Here is a 19,378-nt window from a genome sequence, read left to right on the forward strand (position 1 = left end):
TCATTAACAATTAAATGAACTATCAGCTTGACACCTTGACCATTGCGGCTCTTAAAACTTTCTTGCCCAAACTGTAGCCTTTCTGAAGCACCATAGTCACCTTTCCAGCTTCAAATTCTTCACTAGGCTCTTGAAGTACTGCCATATGGAAATTATGATCGAAATCATCTCCCATCTTAGGGCATATTTCTTCCAAACCTTGCTTTGCAAGTGCATCTATCAATTGTTTGTACACTAGATCCACTCCTTGATACATGGAAGACTCTTTGTCATCAAATGCTGATAATGCTCTCTCCATATTGTCAATTATTGGAATTAGCTCACTCATTATTTTTTCATTTGCAAACAAACCGATTGTCAACTTTTCCTCTGACGTTCTTCTTCTATAATTTGAATACTCGGCATTCAACCTAAGGTAAGCATCTTCCTTCTCTTTGATCGTTTTTTCCAATAAACCAATCTTTAGCGCTGGTTCACATTCTTCATTTTGTGAGTTTTCATCGTCATTGGAAGACATACCATCAGATTCAGATTCTAAAACCTCTTTATCTGAAAGGCTTTCTTGCTCCATGCCCACATTTGTATCAATGTCTTCATTCACACCTACTTCATCTTGAAGATTGTCAATATCTTTCTTTTCATTTTCCATTTTTACACCCCTTTACCCTATCACTTACCATCAAGTAGCAAGCTCATATAATTTAATATAGAATATACTTTCGAATAATCCATTCTAGTAGGTCCAATAAAACTAATTTTACCTTGCATATTATCTTGAACATTATATGTAGCCGTTATAATACTCAAATCGGTACTAATATTATTTTCACCATTTCCAATTACGATATTTAAATTATCCTTCTGTATTCCTTTTGTTCCAATCATTTTGGCAATGTGGTCTTTTTCCTCAAGCATATTTAAAAATGATTTTGCCTTTACCATATCATTAAACTCAGGATAATTGAATATATTTGTAGCACCGTTCAAAGAAATTTTGAAATCTTCATCTGCCACATCGTTTAGTAAATCAATCAAGTCATCAACTATATCAGAATACTCTCCAATTTCGTATTTGATATACTCAATCATATTTTCATCCAAATCACCGATTTTTTTCCCAGATAGTTTGTTCGTCAAGTTTGATGATATTACATTTAGTTTGGCCTGAGGTAGCTCTTCTGTAGTAATAAATTCTTGACTCTTTATTTCACCATCCTCAGACACCACAATCAGAAGTATTTTATCTACTGACAAATTCACAAGCTGAATATACTTTATTATTGAAGTTTCACTATGATTGTCGTAAACAGTAATCGTCGTGTAGTTAGTAAGACTCGATAATAATTTCGAAAGCTCTTCAATTAGACTATCTACCTTCTCAAAATTGCTTTTAATACATTTCTGAAGAATTTCTTTTTCATGATCCTCTAATTCACTGTTTCCCATCAGCGAATCTACATACAATATGTATCCTTTTTGTGTCGGTATTCTGCCTGCCGACGTATGTGGTTGTACCAAATAGCCCATATCTTCAAGGTCAGACATTTCATTTCTAATAGTAGCAGCTGATATACCTAAATTGTATTTCTTAGACAATGTCCTTGAACCAACAGCCTCAGCCGTTTCTATATAGTCTTTCACTATGGCCTTAAGTATATTTAATTGTCTTTCAGTAAGCTCCATAGTATCACCTTCTCTCATAAACTTAAATACCATTTTATTATCACTCATTCAATTAGAGTGCTAAAACTATCTAATACATTTATACCACCAATTAAAAAACATGTCAATATTTTTTTATAAAGTTATAAAAAATATTATCTTATTTGTCAACACATTTATTACTCTAACAATAAAGTTTTTCTTCTTTGTCTATGTATACGTTATAACAGCACGAATATTTTTAAATATCTTCCATTTCAGTGACTAACGTTGATGCAAACATTGTACCTTCCAATGTTTCAATTGCTAGTTTTCCTTTATCGTAACTATTATACTTAATGACATTGTTCTCAAATGCTTCAATACCCCATCCTGGTATGTAATAATTTCCATCTTTGTCTATAAAATCACCGTCATACCTAAATGCTTCAATTTCTACTGTTTTCTTTCTACACTTCATCTTAGTTATTCCCCATTCTTAATTCTACTTTTGTTTCTTCAATGTGTCCTTCATTTACCATTGTGTTAAAATGCGAAATAGGTATTGAAGTAAAGTGAACATAATCTGCAAACCCTAATATATAACTCATTTCAAATAAACCTTCAGAAATTTCCTTATTGTCAATCGCTACAACTTCAAATTCTATTCCAGTTGTTTTATCTTTATATTTTTTAGCCATAATTTTCTCCTTTCTTTTTCTATTTTTGCATTTAAAAAGCACCCTAACATTTATTGTTAAAGTGCCTTACTTTGAATATTTCCAATCTAAAATTTTATCATACAATGACTGTACATATTTACCTTTTTCTGTATACCAGTTTTGTCCGTTGGAATCATAGTACATACAATCATCACTTGTAAGATACCAGTCTATTTCAGTCTGCAAGCCTGCATAATTACTTGTATCCACCATAAGTTTTATATCGTTATCACATTTTTTTAGATATTCTATCTCTTCACCTGTTAAACCAAACATGCTTACACCTTCTATCGTCTTGGATTACATTGAATTAAAGTATTTGTGATTGGATTATATGTAACACCACACAATCCCTCTAATTCCAACAGCATACTATTACTTCTCTTTTTAATAACACTACCACTAGCCAAACACTTTTCTATATCGTTAGTTGGAACATGCTTATGGTTTAATCTTTTCATAGTTTCTTTAGAATTACTAAGATTTGCCCAATCATGCGTTCCTATTGCTCTACTTGTAAAATGGTAAGATATACCTTTAACTTCTAGACCATCATTAAATTTCAATCCAGTCAGCTTCTTCTCAAGGTTTTTATGATACTCTTTAAAATTTTTATACCCCACTAATGGAGAAATTTCTCCTTTTTGAACAATCCCAGCATAACCTTTTATCATATCCCATTCTTTAGTATTATTATACTTTATATCTTAGAATTTTTCAAATGATTTAACCCCGTCATACCCAAGACTTTTATATTTCTCAAACTGCGTCTTGTCACTATTCCGGTTCTTCCATTTCTTTTCTTTTAAAAGATATTGAGGATTCGTTTCTACATATTTTTTATACCACTCTTGATAACTTAAATTTGCATCAACATAAATATTTTTTCCATTTTCATCTCTAGCTATCCTTACACTATCTTCCAAATCATCAACATCGACTGGAACAGTCGTAGACCTACAATGTGGATGCATAGGTGGATAATTAACTCCTGGAACTGCCTCACTTAAATCAAACTTTTTACCATCTAAATCCCTGCATATTTCTGATGTTTTGATATCCAAAGTAGCTAAATATTAATAAACTTTTACGTCAAAGTCTTTATATATCCTTAAGTCGCCTTGAGGGGCTGACCCAAAAGTCCCATAAATTGCCGTAGGACTTACCTACGGTAATTTTTTACATAAAAAAACATCTCCATGATATAATGTTAATAGCTAAAAAACAAGAAAAAGGAGATGATTTTTTATGAATAACTCAAAGGTTATCTACATAGATTATAGCATGAATCAATTACAATTACCATCTGATTTATTAGATTGTATACCAGAAAACCATATTTCAAGAATAGTTAATGAAGTCGTTGAAAATATTGATATGAAAATCTTAGAGAAAGCATATACAGGTGGTGGAAGTTCTTACCATCCTAAAATGATGCTTAAAATAGTTCTATATGCATATACTCAAAAGGTAACTTCTGGAAGAAGAATTGCTAGAATGTGTAAGGAACATATCCCAATGATATGGCTATCAGGAAGATGTACTCCTGATTTTAGAACTATAAATAGATTCAGAAGCGAGAAAATGAAAGACATAATAACAGATGTTTTCGAAACACTTGTAATATATATCGTTATTAAAGAACTTGCGGATACTGACGTATATTATATTGATGGTACAAAAATAGAGGCTGATACAAATAAATTTACTTTTGTCTGGTCTAAATCTACTGATAATTTTCAAAATAAAATCACAGATAATATAAAGAAATTTTTGAAAGATGCCGAAAAATTGGCATATGAAGAAAATAACGAAGGTGAATTGTTAGAAAAATATAGCGACTTAGCTGAAATTTCTTCTAATATTCTTAAATCATTGGAAGAAAAAGATTCTAGATATAAAAAGGCTGTTATTACATCTGAACAAATCGACACTATCGGAGATAAATTAGACAAAATCGAAGAAAAACTTACGGAAAAGAATGTAAGTAAGAAACATAAAATAAATCCAATAAGAAAAATGCGTAAGAAATTTACTGAAGATTTTTCTCCAAGAATGAAGAAATATGAGAGATATAAAACTATACTTTCAAATAGAAATAGCTTTTCTAAAACAGATACGGATGCCACTTTTATGTTCATACATAAATCTTATCCCTTTTAATACAATGAGACTTGAAATAACAAATAGATATAAAAAAGATATCAAATATTGGCAACATTGGGAATATGACGAGCAATATGATAGATTTATATGTCCTAACGGAAAAAATATAGAATTTAAAAATTATTCAACGAGAAAAGATAAATATGGATACCAAAGAGATTTTAAAATATATGAATGCGAATCATGCGATGATTGCGAATTTAAAGATCGATTTTGTCGTTCACAAAATTTCATTTAAGAGGAAATGAAAAGGTAAAAATTTAATTTGGATTGATTGCAGTGGCACATAATTTAATAAAAATATGGCTCGATAGAGCCAAGTTAACCTATACAAAACTCATAAAGAGAGCACAAATAAAAATACACGCTACACATTCATTTCCATGCATGGAGAATGTGGGCGTGTATTTTATTTAGGGCTCTTATGAGTCAGCCCCTGACATATTAATATATCTATTATTTAGCTGATATAGCGGCCATAGTTATATGACTTTAATTAATAATTTTATAGTTTTTACAATTTATAAATCGCTATTTTTCAACATTTTATTTTACTCAGTTTATTAATTTTATGACTTTTTAGTCTGTCTTGCTACCAAAATACTACCATAATTTTTAATAGATACTAAAAGAACAATACAGTATAATAATTGTAAAAAAATAGGGGTGGCATATAGCCACCCTCTTATATTTATATACCTACACAATACCTAGCTGACACATATCCTGCTCGTGGAATTTTATACCAAGTTCCCTCTATGTTTTTAACCACTTCTTCAACATAAATCTTAGAACCATCTCTATAAGACGATACTTTTCTATATCCCACACCTGGACCCATGCGAACGTTTAATACATCTCCTGGTGTTTTAGTCATAACCGAATATCCGCCTCTTGACACACTAGTATTAACCTGCACTAGTGTTTGTCCCATATACTTCTTAACTATATTTATGAACCTTTGCCAACCAAGATCTAGAGTCTTATGAGGACAATATTTACCACTACAATACTGATGGGTAACAACTCTATCAACATTCCACCCTCTTGCCTTTAGAATAGCAGCTACATACTTTGCACAGTTCTCTTCTGCTTTTGCAAAATCATTTGCATTACCTGTGCTTCTAGCTATTTCAATTCCGATATAATGTCTATTACCATACGTTGCTCCGCAGTGCCAAGCATTGCGATTAAATGGTATGCACTCATATATAGCAGATTCATCCACTACAGTATGAAAACTTGTCCAACTAGAATTTCCCACCATATATGATGCCTCAGCCTTGGCTTTAGCGGAGTTATAAGTATTATGAATTACGATTTTTTCGGCATTCATAGCATAGGTTTGTTTTTTGCCTTTATTCCAATTTGGCACAGGAAAATCATATATAGGTACGCCACAATTTATTCCATTCATTATAGTCTCCCTTCTTTCTTTAATTGTTCTAAATCTTCATCAGACAATCCACCAAATTCATCAGTGTCATGGAAATGATTCTTTTCTAAATTTTCCTTATACAGTTCCTCGTCAAACACAATTGTATGATTTACTTCCATTATTTACCTCCCCATTTATCCAAGATATTTGCAAATATCTTGATATCCGTGCCACTTTTGTTTAAATTTTCAACTATAGAGCGTAGTTCTAACATTAAATACCCAATGTATAGAGTATATACTAGTGCCGTACCTGCACCATTTGGAATTACAACACTTATGGGAATGAATATAATCAAAGCAAGCATACTGCCTATTTTCCTTAATATACCATTTATACCTGCCTTACTTTTAAATTCTATATCAGGATTCACAACTGCTGCAATCGTTCCTGTAATAAAGTCCACTATCATTACAAAAGCAATTATCATCAAAATAAATAATATTTTGCTTTCCTCTGTTTGTGTACACTGCTTTAAAAATCCAAAAACACTGTTTGCTATTTCCATATCCATAAAATCACCTTTCTTAAAAATAGGCAGTTTACCAGACTTGCCCAGGTCTTTTTTACTACTGTGCCACTTCTGCTACTGACCCACCATCTACAAGAAAAGCTATATCCTTTTCTTCCCTTATCAGTGCGTCTGTAGCTTCCTTATACCTCTGTAAAGACTTCTTTTCAAAGTAGGCACAATACTTAAGCCTAGCACCCTCTTTTCCATCTTCTAAGTACGCTATCATTACTCTTGCACATATAAATTTTGCCATATCACTATCTCCTTTTCTTAAATACATTTCTTTTACTTTTCTTTTGACTATATTAAAAATGTCGCGACACATTTTAATCACCTATTTTATTCTAGCGTTGTTAGCACCAGTTCTTCCACTGTAGTAGATAAAGTATCTACCCTATCTTTTAAGGTTTCATTTTCCTTTTTCAGTTCCTCTATAATTTCTGATGCTGACGTTTCTTTTTCACACTGTAATTCAGCTTCCTTTTCAGCCTTTTCCCTTTCTTCTTCACGCTTAGCAAGAAAAGCTTCTACTATGGCTACGTCAGTATCACCTGTAAAGCCTTGAGTCTTGATATCTTCAAGCCAAAATACTTCACTATCCACTAGTACCAGCGTCTTATATTTCGATTCAGGGTATGATTTTTCCCAAATTTCTTTAGCTATGCCATTCATGCTCTCTTTTCTATCCCATATTTTTATCTTCATTTTTACCTCCTAAATAAACCATTTTTTAAATAGATTATCTTTTCTTCCATAATCGCCTGCTTCTGATTTTACATAGACAGTTTTTTTATAAACACAACTACTACACGTATTTGGAACATAAAGAGTTTTACTTATATTAGATTTACTGATTTTATAAGTTTTTGTAGTCAAATTCAATGTTATTATTTTTCTGGAAATTATCATCAAATTATCTTTATATAGTAACAAATCGTTTATTGAATACTTTCTATCACTTGTTCTCCCATATGGATCCGACCGAGATGCTATAGGACTAAAATCAAAAAACAGTTCATATGTTTTTGTTTCTATGTCGAATCTATAAATTTTTATTCCATCAGAAAAATATATGTAATTGCCATCATAGCAAGCTTGTATTTCATCAATATTTGTTTTGAATTTTGAATACTCGTAAATCGTATTACTTGATAAATCTATTTTATATATAATCATATTTGAATTGTTATACCTTATCATATATATATTATTTTTATAGGGTATCATTATAAGTGCACCACCAGAACTATCTGTATTATCAACTATGCCAGTAAATATATTACTTTCTGTATCTAAATTATAGGTACAAAGTTTATTTTCCGAGTAGGAAAAATAGTACACCACATTTTCTATCACACAAAATGCACCCATACCCCTTCTAAATTTTAATTTTTTTGAAGCATTCCATTTATTTAAATTTATATCATATTCGGCTACATTATCTGTATAGTAATCGTAATCTCCGTTACCAAATGTGGAAAATAATCCAATCATGTAAATCTTATCTTTATATGCAATTAGACCATTACCGTACCAATCAGTATTACCTAATATTTCGTTGGATACTTCTTCTTCGTCGATATCAAATCTTAAATCTTGAACATTTAGCACCCTGCTTCCAACTTCAAAACTTAACCTGAAATATTTTTCAAGTTCGCACTGAACTTTGTACATATCAACCTTGTCCAGTTTTTTAGCTGGATAGTAGAGTGCCCTTAGTCTCAGATTATTCCTATGGAGGACTTTATTTATTGAGCCAGAACTTATTACATTAATTTCAGTAAAAAAAATTGGCCCTTCTATATTTTCATCTATAGCATGAGACCCTACACCGACTCCAGTCACCTTTTTAAGTTTTTCGTTAAATGCCTTCTTTACATCCATTATTGTAATCAAGCTACCACCCCCTACCAATTTATACCATTATCCAGCAGGTCATATACCCACCTTTCAATTTCTTCATCATAAGTATCATTTAGTTCATCAACTGCATTTTCAACAGGAAAATAGCCCTTTACTCTACCAAGATGATGAGCCTTGCCACCATCTTTCTTTTTAGGGCTATATAGCACTAGTTCATGACCTTCCTCTATTAGATGAGCATATGGAACTTTAGAGTCTACAGTAGCCACGTACTCACCACCCTTTTTCTCAGGCTTAAAATGTTTGTAAGAATCCCTAAGTTTACCCGTATTTACAATACCTTGATTTTCTGAATCTTCTCTTATTAATTCTTCCAAGTCAGTAGCCTTCTTATCAAGTATTTTTATTACCTCATCAGGAAATTTCCTCTCAACTTCTTTTATAGCCTGTTCAAACTCTTTTGCCCCTCTTACTTCAACTTTTATATCCATTCCTTCACCTAGCCCTTAATTTCCCTGTTGCAGATTATTTCTAGATACTCTCTCCTGCCTAGTTCGCTTACAGATGTTATTTCATACTCCCTATTTTGATACCTGACTAGGCATTTTCTGTCAATATCGCCCCTGTACCTGATTACAATCTTCAGATACTCATCACCTGTTATTATCCCAGTAGATGCCAGCTTTTCACTCCCACGCATGGTAGTTACCTCAGCCCAGAGCTTTATTATTTTTTCTTGCCCTTGTTCAAGTTCTCCTAATTCGTTTTCTACCATCTCATATTCGCCTAAGTCATTTGATACACCTTTACCAGATACTACCTTTTTTCTGAGTATCTCAATTCTCCTATCAAGCTTTCCTATGCCTATCACCATATCTATATCACCTCTACACTTGAATACTGTAGTTGATGTATTAGTGACCTTATCATAGTACTCACTTTGTCATACCTATCATTTTTTACATATACACGATTATCGTACCACTCTGATATCATGGCTAGCCTTATTAGGTCTGCCATAGACCTAAATTTTTCACTCTCCATCTTTTGGTCATAATCGTCTATCGCTCCAGATAGATATGATTCTGATGCAGTTATGAGGTTTGTTATTAGTGGAATATCCTCATCTGCATCAACCCTTAAATAATTCATTACATACTCCAAATCCACTAATATTCCCCCTTTTATCCTATACTGGCTTAGGCATTTCACAAAGCACTAGAGCTTTATCATCAACCACACCTACATCAAATCTTTCAACTACTCTTAACCAAGTAGCATACTCTTTAAACCCTGCTTCAGCACTTGTTACAACCTCTATACCCTTCTTTTCATAGAAGTTTAGGTATTCTTCAGCATCCCCTACATAGAATGTAAGATTTTCAGGTGTCTTAGGTGTTAGCTCTTCATCAGCAAACACTTCGATCACCTTATTTCTTAGCATCATCTTAGTAGGATCAGCTAGACAAGGCTGCAATAACTTTCTTCCCTGCTTGTCCTCTAATTTATCAAGGTAATTGAAAGAAGTCTGATTAGTAATTATCTTGGCATTTTCAGCAATCGCAGGATTAAGAGTAACATTTAATGCATCTAACAGTCCATCTACACCCTTGATAGTCGTAGCCTCCAACTTCTTGAATTCTGTTATTATTGCCTTGTTTTCAGTTCTAACAGATGCCTTTACGAACTCCTTACCTATGTAGTCCACTATATTTACATCTGTATCCTCAATAAACTGATTTGCTACTGGTATTAGTAGACCATAGTCCTTTACAGCCCATACCTTCTGAGCAAACTTCAAATCCTTAGCAGTAAGAGTATTTAACTCTTCAAAATTTAACAACTCTAGAGCATTTTCTCCCTCAGTGTTGAATTTACCTGTCCTAGTTGTAACATATTTAACATTTACTAATTCCTTTAGTGCTCTTCTTTTTCTTCTAAGCTCTTTAATCTGAGTTTCATGTGTTGCAGGTAGCAAATATCCACCCCTTGCATCATCTGCCCCTATTACACCAGGAGTTCCTGCCTTATTTTCTACTAGATTGGATTCTACATAAGATTTTTCAGCCTCATTCATAGATTTATTCATTAAAGCTTTATTAAATGCCCTATTTTCATCTACTTTATCAGATACAACAGCAGTACTAGGGTTATTTACAACACTATTTTTTTCATCTTCCTCAATCTTTAGCTGAATTTCTAGCTCCTTGTTTAGATTTTCTATCTCACCTATCATTGCATGAGCCTTTTCGATTTCTCCCTTGTCTCTAAGATTCTTCATCTCAGCCTTTTTATTTTCTATCTTTCTTCTAATTTCTGCACTTAGTAACATATTTACTATACCCTCTTGCAAGGTGTCTAATGTATCAGCCATCTTCTTGAAGTCATCAGCATTACCACTGCACCAACTTGAAGGCTTATGTATCATCAAGTATGCATTTTCAGGCATTTCTATAGTGTCACACCCAAACGCTATGATTGATGCAGCACTACCAGCCAATCCATCAACTATAGCCTTAGTACTAGCATTATGCCTTTTTAGCATATTAGATATTGCAACCCCAGCAAATAAATCACCACCACCTGAATTTATATATACATTAACTGCCTTGTTGTTAGCCTCAGATAGCATATCTCGTATGTCTGATGGATATGTATCCATATCTTCACCCCATGACCAACCTTTCCAGCTATCATCCACTATATCGCCTACTACATAGATATCAGTGCTATCAGCATTATTCTGTACTCTTATCACTTTTCTCACCTCCTTCACTATCATCTTTTTTATAAGCCAGTCCAATGTCAGACAGGTCTACATATGATCCATTCACCATTACTACATCACCCTCGTCTATCTTAGGCATTCCTAAGTAGTTTCTAGCCTCGTTAATAGTATATACTGACCCTGTAGTCAGCTTTGCCAAGAATTCAGCCTGTGACTTGATGTCACCTCTCAGTATAGTTGCTACATTAAACTCAAAATGTAGACCCTTTTTTCTTTCATCCGTAGTCAGCAACTTGTAATTAAATTCTTCCTCATATTGAGTCAAGATGTATAACAAGGTATCTACATAGTAGGTTAGGTTTTGTGCCTCTGAGTTGGCATATGAAGATTTTTCATAGTCATTCAGATGATTGGGCTTGACACCCATAGCACTTGCTATCTGTAGAGCTGAGTATTTCTTCAATTCATAAAACTGACTATCAGTCAACTTCAAATCAAGCGGTACCAAATCCATACCAAGAGGTATAGGTATTATCCTCTCATTAGTATCATTGCTAGCAAAATCAGCAATCTCCTTGACCAACTTTTCCTTTTTGTCTTTATTCAGGTCTCCAACGTATTTTATGATGGCATTAGCCGTTAACCCATTTTTATATAGATTATTGAGATATCTTTGAGCCTCTTTAGACCCTGATAGAGTACCTGCCAATGTCTCCCTTACAGACTTACCAACTAAGCCATCTGTAGCTAGACCACCCTTCATATGAAGTATCTCACCAGGCTTAAAATACTATGTCCTACCACCTTCCGTATATTGATATACATGGCTAAAATCAACCGTTATATCCCTAGTATTATTGACCAGTATACTCATATTCTGGGGTTTAAAGGGTACTATACTAACCAAACTCCCCTTTTTATACTTCAAATAGGCATATGCATTCCCATAGTGATTCCTATTAAACTCCATCAAGGTTTTAAATGTTACACTAGACATAAAAGGATTGGGTCTAAGAGCCAGTAGCTCCAATACCTCATTGTCCTTGACCTTGTTACCATCACCATCTTTTAAGTGTATTGACAGCTTACCTAGAGATTCACTCAATACCTTTAGACAAGTAAAATAAGTAACCTCTGATAAATCACTCCCTACACCCTCACCCTTTCGCCTGAAATACTCATTGATTTCGGATAGGCTAACAGTTTTTTCTTTATCTGTTTCTTTATTCAAAAACCTTCCAAATATTCCCATATCCTATTATCACCTACCTGTATTCTTCATAAAGTCTTTTTCAGCAAGTTTCTCAAATATATATTTACCAGTTCTTTTACTTCTTTTTTCTTCTAAATATTTTTTCCATCTTTCTTCCGCCAGCATTTCATTCTTTTTTATTTTGTATTTTCTAAGCTCAACATTTGCCCTGTATGACTGTATAAAAAATACTAAAAATACAACTACTACTATAGCCAACTCAATGTAAAGTGGTATAAAAGTCTTTATCCATGACAGATTACTTTTGCCAACTACCTTTAACAGTACTAAGCCAACTTGTATTATTCCTAGTACACTGATAGTATTATTAGCCGTATTGCCTTTGCTATCCCTTCTCATATTTCCCCTCCTGTCTACTTGCTTTCCTTACTCCTAAATGCTTTCATCATGTCTTCCCATTCGTCAAAATCATCATCAGCATTGTATTTAATATTATTCTTGCTACTCATATATAATTTCCATGCATCCACTACAGCATCTATAGGATCTATTCTACCAGTAGCAATATTCTTTTCTATCTTAGTTTCACCAAAACTATTTTTAGTTGTTATTGCATTAGAACAAGACCAGCTAAATAGCTCGTCTCCCTCATTATATTCAATTCCTAGTGCATCAACTGTCAATTTAAAATCTATCGTTGGATCAGATAAAGCTCTAGCTGACTGGACAATTTCAGTCAAATCACATCCTAAAAATTCAAGATCACTGATAAACGCTCCAGCATTATGTGGGTCATATCCACAATCTATAAATTTGATGCCGTATTCTTCCTTAATTTTCCTCAGATAAGCAGTTATAAAACTATAGTCGGTCTTATATCCACCTCCACCAGTAGTCGAGTCCAATAGTCCTTTGTCTGCCCATAGCTGATATGGTGCATCATCAGTTTTGATATGCTCCTGTAACCTCATGATAGGCATAAATGAATGATGGTGGATAAATACCTTGTCTTCCCCTTTCATAGGTGGGAAAAGCAGTGCTATACTCGTTAAATCACCGCCACTTGACAAATCTATACCAAGAATACAATCTCTACCCTTGAAATCTTCTATAGTCCTCTCAGACCTACACTGTAATAATTTTTTGTTATTAAGCAACTGGTCACCTGCATTAGTCACCCAACAATTCAATTCCTTGGTCAACAAGTTTACAAGCTCATTACCACCTGTTTCCTTGGCTGTGATAGACTTTTCTCTTATTTTATCTATCATTTCCTCGTTTAAAGTGTCATCTTCATTCCAGAGCCTTAGAGGACTTGTTTTAGCCCAATTGACTGGGTCCCATATATCATCATCCTTATCCATCTCACATATGTAGATAAATTGTGAATCCTTGGTTATAACACCCTCTAGTATCTTTTTGCAAAGTAGATATTTCTTATGACAAGCACCACCTATAGTAAATCCTGCTGTAGTTATGATTAAAGTCAATGCAGATTTTACATTTATCTGACCATCTAAGAGTAGTTGATACATCTTACTATTAGGATGAGCGTGGTACTCATCAACTATAGCCAGCACTGACCTAAACCCATCTGCGGACTTGGTATCCCTACCAATGGCCTTGATTTCAGTACCTGTAACATAACTCTTGATTATCCTGTCATGCTCCCTAATTTTATACATCTTATTCAGCCATTTGTCTGATCTAATAAACTTGGCCAATTCATCCCAAACTATATTAGCCTGGTCTTGCTTAGTAGCAGCACAGTATACTTTACCTAGCTTGTAGCCTCTAAATGTAGACCATGCATTAGCCTCGGTCCCAGCAATAAATGACTTACTATTCTGTCTAGCTATCTGAATATAACCCTCTCTAAATCTTAGTGCATTATTAGACTTCTTTTTCCAACCATGTAGTGATCCAATTATGAAGTCCTGAAAGCCCCTAGTCTTTAATGGCATTTCTTTCTCACCTTCAGCAATTTTCAGTTCATTAGCTATATCTATATACTTCTCTGCCTCTTCAACATCAAAATAATATGGCCAGTTACCTTTGGACTTTTCAAGATCATCTAGATGCCTTCGACAACACTGTATTTCTGTCTCGCCTTTTAGTATTTCTTTATTTGCCACCTTCATGGCATATCTAGTAGTCCTGTCTAACTCAGGATTTATCATAGATATTTCAAGAAAGGATTAGATTCTTTTTCCTCAGATTTTGGAATCACGAGACGTAACCTATCCGAGGTGGCAAGACCCAGCTTAGACGAGCACTGCATAATGGTATCAACCTGTATTTTCCTTAGCTTTATCAAGTCTTTAGCACATTCATTTACTATAGCATTTGCATCACCATCTACATCAGTGATACTGGAATCATTCAGCTTGCTTGTAATATCTATATAAGTCGCATAAGAATCACAGTATATCGCAAGTACAGACAAATCCATATTATCTATTAACTCCAGTGGTTCAGACTCCTTGACTATCCTTCTAAATTCCTTTTTAGCCGTATTAGATAACCATGCAGGTGGTTTTAAGTCCCTAGCTACCTTTAGTTTAGACTCAGCAATTTCCCTTTGTAACTTTTTCTCCTTACCTATCTTTCCACTAGACACCACCGACAACTTAGGTGGTCTTCCAGTTCTAGCCATATTCATCCCTCCTTTCATAAATTACTTCACAAAAAAAGAGCCTTTCAGCTCTCAATATTGCATCTCTTTATATATTCTTCTCTATTTTTTTCTTCCTCTTTCTTCTTTCTGTTTATATGCTCTATAAACCTTTTTTTTATTTCTGTATTCCCATAGCAAATATTTTCGGTTAAATACTCTACTAACAACTCATTCTCTAATATAAGTCTCTCTATCGTTTTTAAATATTTTTCTATATCAAGGTATACCTCTCCAAAACTCTCATATCCATTCATAGACAAATATACTTTACTAATATCATTTTCATCATGTTTATGTAAGCATTCCATGAGTTCGTCATACTCTCTATAGTCCTTCATAGCTAAAAACATCCTGAAATTTTTATTTTTCTTTATGAAAATTATATCCTCTTTTATCCTATTTATATCTACTACACTTTGTTTTATTTCTTTAATCTTGATTTCATCAATTCTACCATAGAAATTATAATATAAATAATTTTTATAGTCTATATAATTCAGTAATTCTTCATAAGAACTTTCTAATATTTCTATTTTTTTATTTCTATCAACGTCTATATCTAAACCAATATGATTATAGTTCTGAACAATATCATACTTTTCTAGCCTCATCAAAATATAAGATATTTCTCTTAAATTTTTTATCAAATCTAGTAAAGAATCACACCTTGACAACTTATTTTCTTCTCTCATTTTTAATTCATTGTTATAACTAAATGTTGCTAATGTAATCATAGCAGTATAAACAATTCCTACATACTCTGCATAATTCGAAAACCAATTATCAAAGAAATTACCATTTACATCCATTTTAAAATGAATTATACACGAAACAAAAACAGGCAATAACCCCAACAAAATATAGATACGATAGTTCTTTAATATTTTCATTAATTCCATAGACTATTTTCCTTCCTTACTCTAGTTGAATTATAACAAAATATTTTCTATGAATCAATATTATATATTTAATTTTTCGGACTTTCTGGCATTTTCCCGCGGAAAAAGTCCCCCGCGGTCCTAGAACGTTTTAGTTTAAACTTTTTTCATATCCCCTCTCCTGAATTTCTGAAGATATTCTAAAAGTTCACCTGCCTTGGCGGTCATATATTCATATCCTTTATCATATTCTCTTTCAATCTCGGCATGAGAACTAGCACTGAGTGGTATGAGGTAATCAGGATCTAATCTCTTACTCCAATCCTGCTTGACAGGTATAATGTGATGTACCATGTCTGATGGTACTAGCTTGCCATACTTGTATAGTTGATATATATCTATATTGCTATACCTAAGTCTGGTCTGCTTAGATAATGCAGTCCACTCTTTTGATTTGTAAAACTTCTTGGTCTTATCATCTCTCAATGTGTTGTCGTACTGTCTATGCCTATCATATCCACACACCTTACAGACTTCTCCAACTGGTACCTTAGCCCCGCACTTACATAGTTTAGTTAGCAACCATACCACCCCCTTTAGGTAGGCCCCCTCCCCCTCTTTCAAATGTTACATATCTGCTATTCTGTAATATATATTCTAGCTTTCACTTATCAGCCTGTGGTCTTTGATTTTCTATAACTTCCAACCACCTTGACTGTATATACCTTGACTATAAATATTACACCAACTCATTATGTAACTTGTTGCTTATAAATTAAAAATAACACATTGAATCATATGCATCACTCAATGTGTCTTGATTAATTCCTATATATCTTAGAGTAACACTCGGCTCACTATGATTAAATATATTCTGCAACACAGCTATATTCTTAGTCTTCAGATAGTAGTGATAGCCAAAAGTCTTTCGTAGACTGTGAGTTCCTGTGTGTTCAACACCAAACATCATGCAAGTCTCTTTGATTATCTTCCATGCGTGTTGTCTAGTCATTGGCTCAACTCCATCTTTCTTACTGTATATCAAGTAGTGATAGTCTTCTTTACCTTCAATATACTTATCAAGTACTTTCTTTAATCGCTTATTAATCTTGATGTCCTTATACTTACCAGTCTTTTTCTCTTTCAATCTTATATTGGACTTACCTCTGACATGCTTAACCTGTAGTCTGAGTATGTCTGATATTCGTAGACCAGTGTACAAGCCTAGATTGAATAGTATATAATTTCTTTCGTTAGTCTTCTCAAGATACATTAATATATCTTCAAGCTTATTCGTATCTCGTATTGGCTCTACATAGTTCACATATCATCACCTCACTTTCACGCAAGCAAAAAGGATACGCTCTCACGTATCCCTAGCTCGCTACTTAAATAAATGTACAGGAGGAATAATGTCTTTTTATCATTACTTCCACAATACCATAATACCACATATTCAACTGCCATTTAGTGCCATGTTTATTCCATTACTTTTTTAGTAGTTATTAAACATTTGTTTAACATTGAATCTAATAAATATATATGCATTATACAGAAGATTTTTAACCTCATATATTATCCTAATACTTATAAATAAATATACAAACGTAACTATAGCTGGCACGAGTTTACCAGTAATTACTAATATCATCCTCAACATATCGATGCTTATAAGCCTTATTAAAAAGGTATAAAAACACAATACAAATAATAGAACTAAAGTAGACTCGAAACAATTCAAAAATTTATTCAGATAGTTTTTTTCTTCCTTTGGATACTCTCTTTTACTTAATTCTAATAAAGTTGCTTTCACAGAAAAGCTCATTAAAAAAGTGTATATAGTCATTCCTAAAGCAAACAATGCAATTCCTGTCTCAAACATTATACTATTTATCTCTATAAATCTTGATGTAGTATTCTCTTCTCCGATGAAAAAAATAATGTATGCAAACAAAGAAACAAATAAAATAATACAAAAGAATCTATCTTCCTTAAGGGGATTTATCTCAGTCATTGAGTTTTTTAGTATATCTTTAAATTCTATGTCAACTAAATCTTTTTTGTTGCTCATACTCTTTTCATCTCCTTAATAAAATCACTTTACAAATTTACTTATAATCTTAGAAAACTTATCGTATAAGTATGTATTGCCTTCATCAGAATAAAGAATCTCTTTATACTTTTTAAGATATTTTACTATTTTCCCATCATCAATTTCTTTAATTTTTTCTTTCTCTAACTCAATACTTTCTATGGTTTCAAAATCGTCATCTTTCAATGTTTTTGGCTTACCACTAAGATCTTTGCCATCAATCCTTTTTTCTACATTTGACTTTGAAATTTTTACCGTTTCTACAATTTCATCTAAATCTTTTGGTGATACATATGTCAAATATACGTGCCTAGATTTTGTTTCTCTCCTACTGTTGTCAACTTCATCTAGTAACCCTTGTTTGTCTACTTTGCCATTCAAAGTTAAAAACTTCAGTCTTACTTTGCTTATATGACTAAATTTTTTCATCTCTGTCTCTATACTTTCATCAAGTGGTATATTCACTATATCAACTACTGCATACGGTATGCTTTCTCCAGATTTCCTTTTTCTTTTTTCCCTATCATAGTCAAAAATATATTTAAGATATGATTTTAAATTTACTAAATTAGGACTCTTATTATCTTCCTTTATCAATGCAATCCTATGATTTTTCAAAAACAAATAAAACTTTGACCAATTAGATCCTTTTAATTCTGCATAATTTTCAATTATTTCCCCATTATCCCAATATTTATCTCTTTCAAATTTAACATTATGTTCAAAGATTCCTGTTAGAACGTATTCTTCATCTAACAATTTTAACTCGACACCAAATATCCTAAAGTAATTGTCACTATCCTCAACTCCATCTTTTTTTACATATTTTTTTGTTTCACTTGTGATCACTGGATAAAATATTGATTCAAAATGCTCAAGTAATGATTCATTCTCTTTTCCGAAAGTCATATTTAAATTACCAAAATATAGGTTTTTAACTTTATCACTTTTCATTTTTAATACCTCCTTTAGTATATCCATTCTTAATATAACTATACCAAAGGAAAATGTTTTATTCAACACCTATACAATGTTTTCATCAATTATTTTCTGAATTCTCTCTAATGACTCCCTATGCAATTTATATATATGTCTAATATTATATCCAAGTTCAATCGCAATCTTTTCCCACTCCTTGTAGTGCACATATCTTTCCAACAAAATATACTCTAATGTATTATCCCCTACCCTACTTATTGTAATCATAATTTCCTCAATAACTAGTAACTTCTCTTTAATCCTATCATTGATTTGACTTTTCAAGTCTACAGCCTTACACATAAGTCCTTCAGTAGATGACCTACCACTTGTCTGTATTTTATCGCCATAATTGATAGCACCACCATGAATCATAGTTTCTAATTCAAGTAACTGATATTCCATTGATTCAATTAATTTATCAAGATTATACTTTCTTTACAAATATTCTTTAGCCGTCATCTACTC

The 19,378-nt window shown here is 32.8% G+C and carries 27 protein-coding genes and 1 pseudogene; 1 reads left to right on the forward strand and 27 read right to left on the reverse strand.

Features of this window, described 5'->3' with window-relative positions; translation table 11 throughout:
- Positions 1–22: 22 nt before the first annotated feature.
- The 7 genes from grpE to FYJ71_RS08995 form a co-directional block, all read right to left on the reverse strand.
- Entirely contained in the window at positions 23–649 is a 627-nt protein-coding gene (gene grpE, locus FYJ71_RS08965) for a nucleotide exchange factor GrpE (RefSeq protein WP_154538536.1), read from the reverse strand.
- Between the two features lie 20 nt (positions 650–669).
- The gene (hrcA, locus tag FYJ71_RS08970) at positions 670–1,683 is read right to left on the reverse strand and encodes a heat-inducible transcriptional repressor HrcA (protein WP_154538681.1); all 1,014 of its coding nucleotides are present in this window, start codon (positions 1,681–1,683) and stop codon (positions 670–672) included.
- 220 nt (positions 1,684–1,903) lie between these two features.
- Positions 1,904–2,122, reverse strand: a complete 219-nt coding sequence (locus FYJ71_RS08975; RefSeq protein ID WP_154538537.1) for a hypothetical protein — start codon at positions 2,120–2,122, stop codon at positions 1,904–1,906.
- 1 nt (position 2,123) lies between these two features.
- Positions 2,124–2,342 carry a hypothetical protein gene (locus FYJ71_RS08980; protein ID WP_154538538.1) on the reverse strand — a complete coding sequence of 73 codons (219 nt, stop codon included), beginning with the start codon at positions 2,340–2,342 and terminating at the stop codon, positions 2,124–2,126.
- Positions 2,343–2,408: 66 nt separating this feature from the next.
- Entirely contained in the window at positions 2,409–2,639 is a 231-nt protein-coding gene (locus FYJ71_RS08985; protein ID WP_154538539.1) for a hypothetical protein, read from the reverse strand.
- An 11-nt stretch (positions 2,640–2,650) separates the two neighbouring features.
- Entirely contained in the window at positions 2,651–3,037 is a 387-nt protein-coding gene (locus FYJ71_RS08990; RefSeq protein ID WP_195836925.1) for a hypothetical protein, read from the reverse strand.
- A gap of 33 nt (positions 3,038–3,070) precedes the next feature.
- Positions 3,071–3,427 (reverse strand): minor capsid protein, encoded by a 357-nt coding sequence (locus FYJ71_RS08995; RefSeq protein ID WP_235899117.1) that lies wholly within the window; start codon positions 3,425–3,427, stop codon positions 3,071–3,073.
- Positions 3,428–3,611: 184 nt separating this feature from the next.
- On the opposite strand from FYJ71_RS08995, the gene FYJ71_RS09000 reads away from it, so the two are divergent.
- The gene (locus FYJ71_RS09000; RefSeq protein WP_154538540.1) at positions 3,612–4,526 is read left to right on the forward strand and encodes a transposase; all 915 of its coding nucleotides are present in this window, start codon (positions 3,612–3,614) and stop codon (positions 4,524–4,526) included.
- Between the two features lie 694 nt (positions 4,527–5,220).
- Here FYJ71_RS09000 and FYJ71_RS09010 read toward each other — a convergent pair.
- The 20 genes and pseudogenes from FYJ71_RS09010 to FYJ71_RS09100 form a co-directional block, all read right to left on the reverse strand.
- Entirely contained in the window at positions 5,221–5,946 is a 726-nt protein-coding gene (locus FYJ71_RS09010) for an N-acetylmuramoyl-L-alanine amidase (protein ID WP_154538542.1), read from the reverse strand.
- On the reverse strand, positions 5,946–6,086 hold the full coding sequence (locus FYJ71_RS09885; RefSeq protein ID WP_195836927.1) for a hypothetical protein: 141 nt from the start codon (positions 6,084–6,086) through the stop codon (positions 5,946–5,948). Before FYJ71_RS09885 ends, FYJ71_RS09010 begins: the two co-directional genes overlap by 1 nt.
- On the reverse strand, positions 6,086–6,481 hold the full coding sequence (locus FYJ71_RS09015) for a phage holin family protein (protein WP_154538543.1): 396 nt from the start codon (positions 6,479–6,481) through the stop codon (positions 6,086–6,088). The genes FYJ71_RS09885 and FYJ71_RS09015 overlap by 1 nt, the downstream gene beginning before the upstream one ends.
- Before the next feature lie 55 nt (positions 6,482–6,536).
- Positions 6,537–6,734: a hypothetical protein gene (locus tag FYJ71_RS09020; RefSeq protein WP_154538544.1), complete on the reverse strand. Its 198-nt coding sequence runs from the start codon at positions 6,732–6,734 to the stop codon at positions 6,537–6,539.
- Between the two features lie 86 nt (positions 6,735–6,820).
- The gene (locus FYJ71_RS10025; protein ID WP_235899118.1) at positions 6,821–7,153 is read right to left on the reverse strand and encodes a hypothetical protein; all 333 of its coding nucleotides are present in this window, start codon (positions 7,151–7,153) and stop codon (positions 6,821–6,823) included.
- Between the two features lie 42 nt (positions 7,154–7,195).
- Positions 7,196–8,377 (reverse strand): phage tail terminator family protein, encoded by a 1,182-nt coding sequence (locus tag FYJ71_RS09030; protein ID WP_154538545.1) that lies wholly within the window; start codon positions 8,375–8,377, stop codon positions 7,196–7,198.
- Positions 8,378–8,388: 11 nt separating this feature from the next.
- The gene (locus tag FYJ71_RS09035) at positions 8,389–8,835 is read right to left on the reverse strand and encodes an HK97 gp10 family phage protein (RefSeq protein ID WP_154538546.1); all 447 of its coding nucleotides are present in this window, start codon (positions 8,833–8,835) and stop codon (positions 8,389–8,391) included.
- Between the two features lie 8 nt (positions 8,836–8,843).
- Positions 8,844–9,218 (reverse strand): phage head closure protein, encoded by a 375-nt coding sequence (locus FYJ71_RS09040; RefSeq protein ID WP_154538547.1) that lies wholly within the window; start codon positions 9,216–9,218, stop codon positions 8,844–8,846.
- A gap of 2 nt (positions 9,219–9,220) precedes the next feature.
- Entirely contained in the window at positions 9,221–9,514 is a 294-nt protein-coding gene (locus tag FYJ71_RS09045) for a head-tail connector protein (RefSeq protein ID WP_154538548.1), read from the reverse strand.
- A 19-nt stretch (positions 9,515–9,533) separates the two neighbouring features.
- Positions 9,534–11,102 carry a phage major capsid protein gene (locus tag FYJ71_RS09050; RefSeq protein WP_195836928.1) on the reverse strand — a complete coding sequence of 523 codons (1,569 nt, stop codon included), beginning with the start codon at positions 11,100–11,102 and terminating at the stop codon, positions 9,534–9,536.
- Positions 11,083–12,324: pseudogene (locus tag FYJ71_RS09055) on the reverse strand (phage portal protein). The gene FYJ71_RS09050 and the pseudogene FYJ71_RS09055 overlap by 20 nt, the downstream one beginning before the upstream one ends.
- Before the next feature lie 9 nt (positions 12,325–12,333).
- Positions 12,334–12,684: a hypothetical protein gene (locus FYJ71_RS09060; RefSeq protein WP_154538550.1), complete on the reverse strand. Its 351-nt coding sequence runs from the start codon at positions 12,682–12,684 to the stop codon at positions 12,334–12,336.
- 14 nt (positions 12,685–12,698) lie between these two features.
- Positions 12,699–14,465 carry a terminase large subunit gene (locus tag FYJ71_RS09065; protein ID WP_154538551.1) on the reverse strand — a complete coding sequence of 589 codons (1,767 nt, stop codon included), beginning with the start codon at positions 14,463–14,465 and terminating at the stop codon, positions 12,699–12,701.
- Positions 14,462–14,941, reverse strand: a complete 480-nt coding sequence (locus FYJ71_RS09070; RefSeq protein WP_195836929.1) for a phage terminase small subunit P27 family — start codon at positions 14,939–14,941, stop codon at positions 14,462–14,464. Before FYJ71_RS09070 ends, FYJ71_RS09065 begins: the two co-directional genes overlap by 4 nt.
- Positions 14,942–14,985: 44 nt before the next feature.
- On the reverse strand, positions 14,986–15,861 hold the full coding sequence (locus FYJ71_RS09075; RefSeq protein ID WP_154538553.1) for a hypothetical protein: 876 nt from the start codon (positions 15,859–15,861) through the stop codon (positions 14,986–14,988).
- A 135-nt stretch (positions 15,862–15,996) separates the two neighbouring features.
- Complete coding sequence (locus FYJ71_RS09080) at positions 15,997–16,422, reverse strand: HNH endonuclease (RefSeq protein WP_154538554.1); 426 nt, start codon at positions 16,420–16,422, stop codon at positions 15,997–15,999.
- Between the two features lie 193 nt (positions 16,423–16,615).
- Positions 16,616–17,164, reverse strand: a complete 549-nt coding sequence (locus tag FYJ71_RS09085; RefSeq protein WP_321055680.1) for a site-specific integrase — start codon at positions 17,162–17,164, stop codon at positions 16,616–16,618.
- Between the two features lie 171 nt (positions 17,165–17,335).
- Complete coding sequence (locus tag FYJ71_RS09090) at positions 17,336–17,911, reverse strand: hypothetical protein (protein ID WP_154538555.1); 576 nt, start codon at positions 17,909–17,911, stop codon at positions 17,336–17,338.
- 24 nt (positions 17,912–17,935) lie between these two features.
- Positions 17,936–18,886: a hypothetical protein gene (locus tag FYJ71_RS09095; RefSeq protein ID WP_154538556.1), complete on the reverse strand. Its 951-nt coding sequence runs from the start codon at positions 18,884–18,886 to the stop codon at positions 17,936–17,938.
- Positions 18,887–18,955: 69 nt separating this feature from the next.
- Positions 18,956–19,315, reverse strand: coding sequence for a hypothetical protein (locus FYJ71_RS09100; RefSeq protein ID WP_154538557.1), 360 nt, complete (start codon positions 19,313–19,315; stop codon positions 18,956–18,958).
- Positions 19,316–19,378 lie beyond the last annotated feature (63 nt).

Origin of the sequence: Peptostreptococcus porci (assembly GCF_009695815.1) — a bacterium.
Taxonomy (GTDB): domain Bacteria; phylum Bacillota; class Clostridia; order Peptostreptococcales; family Peptostreptococcaceae; genus Peptostreptococcus; species Peptostreptococcus porci.

Coding starts and splice junctions, on each gene's coding strand:
- grpE (WP_154538536.1), bottom strand. CDS start 649: ATGGAAAATGAAAAGAAAGATATTGACAATCTTCAAGATGAAGTAGGT.
- hrcA (WP_154538681.1), bottom strand. CDS start 1,683: ATGGAGCTTACTGAAAGACAATTAAATATACTTAAGGCCATAGTGAAA.
- FYJ71_RS08975 (WP_154538537.1), bottom strand. CDS start 2,122: ATGAAGTGTAGAAAGAAAACAGTAGAAATTGAAGCATTTAGGTATGAC.
- FYJ71_RS08980 (WP_154538538.1), bottom strand. CDS start 2,342: ATGGCTAAAAAATATAAAGATAAAACAACTGGAATAGAATTTGAAGTT.
- FYJ71_RS08985 (WP_154538539.1), bottom strand. CDS start 2,639: ATGTTTGGTTTAACAGGTGAAGAGATAGAATATCTAAAAAAATGTGAT.
- FYJ71_RS08990 (WP_195836925.1), bottom strand. CDS start 3,037: ATGATAAAAGGTTATGCTGGGATTGTTCAAAAAGGAGAAATTTCTCCA.
- FYJ71_RS09000 (WP_154538540.1), top strand. CDS start 3,612: ATGAATAACTCAAAGGTTATCTACATAGATTATAGCATGAATCAATTA.
- FYJ71_RS09010 (WP_154538542.1), bottom strand. CDS start 5,946: ATGAATGGAATAAATTGTGGCGTACCTATATATGATTTTCCTGTGCCA.
- FYJ71_RS09885 (WP_195836927.1), bottom strand. CDS start 6,086: ATGGAAGTAAATCATACAATTGTGTTTGACGAGGAACTGTATAAGGAA.
- FYJ71_RS09015 (WP_154538543.1), bottom strand. CDS start 6,481: ATGGATATGGAAATAGCAAACAGTGTTTTTGGATTTTTAAAGCAGTGT.
- FYJ71_RS09020 (WP_154538544.1), bottom strand. CDS start 6,734: ATGGCAAAATTTATATGTGCAAGAGTAATGATAGCGTACTTAGAAGAT.
- FYJ71_RS10025 (WP_235899118.1), bottom strand. CDS start 7,153: ATGAATGGCATAGCTAAAGAAATTTGGGAAAAATCATACCCTGAATCG.
- FYJ71_RS09035 (WP_154538546.1), bottom strand. CDS start 8,835: ATGGATATAAAAGTTGAAGTAAGAGGGGCAAAAGAGTTTGAACAGGCT.
- FYJ71_RS09040 (WP_154538547.1), bottom strand. CDS start 9,218: ATGGTGATAGGCATAGGAAAGCTTGATAGGAGAATTGAGATACTCAGA.
- FYJ71_RS09060 (WP_154538550.1), bottom strand. CDS start 12,684: ATGAGAAGGGATAGCAAAGGCAATACGGCTAATAATACTATCAGTGTA.
- FYJ71_RS09065 (WP_154538551.1), bottom strand. CDS start 14,465: ATGATAAATCCTGAGTTAGACAGGACTACTAGATATGCCATGAAGGTG.
- FYJ71_RS09070 (WP_195836929.1), bottom strand. CDS start 14,941: ATGGCTAGAACTGGAAGACCACCTAAGTTGTCGGTGGTGTCTAGTGGA.
- FYJ71_RS09075 (WP_154538553.1), bottom strand. CDS start 15,861: ATGGAATTAATGAAAATATTAAAGAACTATCGTATCTATATTTTGTTG.
- FYJ71_RS09090 (WP_154538555.1), bottom strand. CDS start 17,911: ATGAGCAACAAAAAAGATTTAGTTGACATAGAATTTAAAGATATACTA.
- FYJ71_RS09095 (WP_154538556.1), bottom strand. CDS start 18,886: ATGAAAAGTGATAAAGTTAAAAACCTATATTTTGGTAATTTAAATATG.
- FYJ71_RS09100 (WP_154538557.1), bottom strand. CDS start 19,315: ATGGAATATCAGTTACTTGAATTAGAAACTATGATTCATGGTGGTGCT.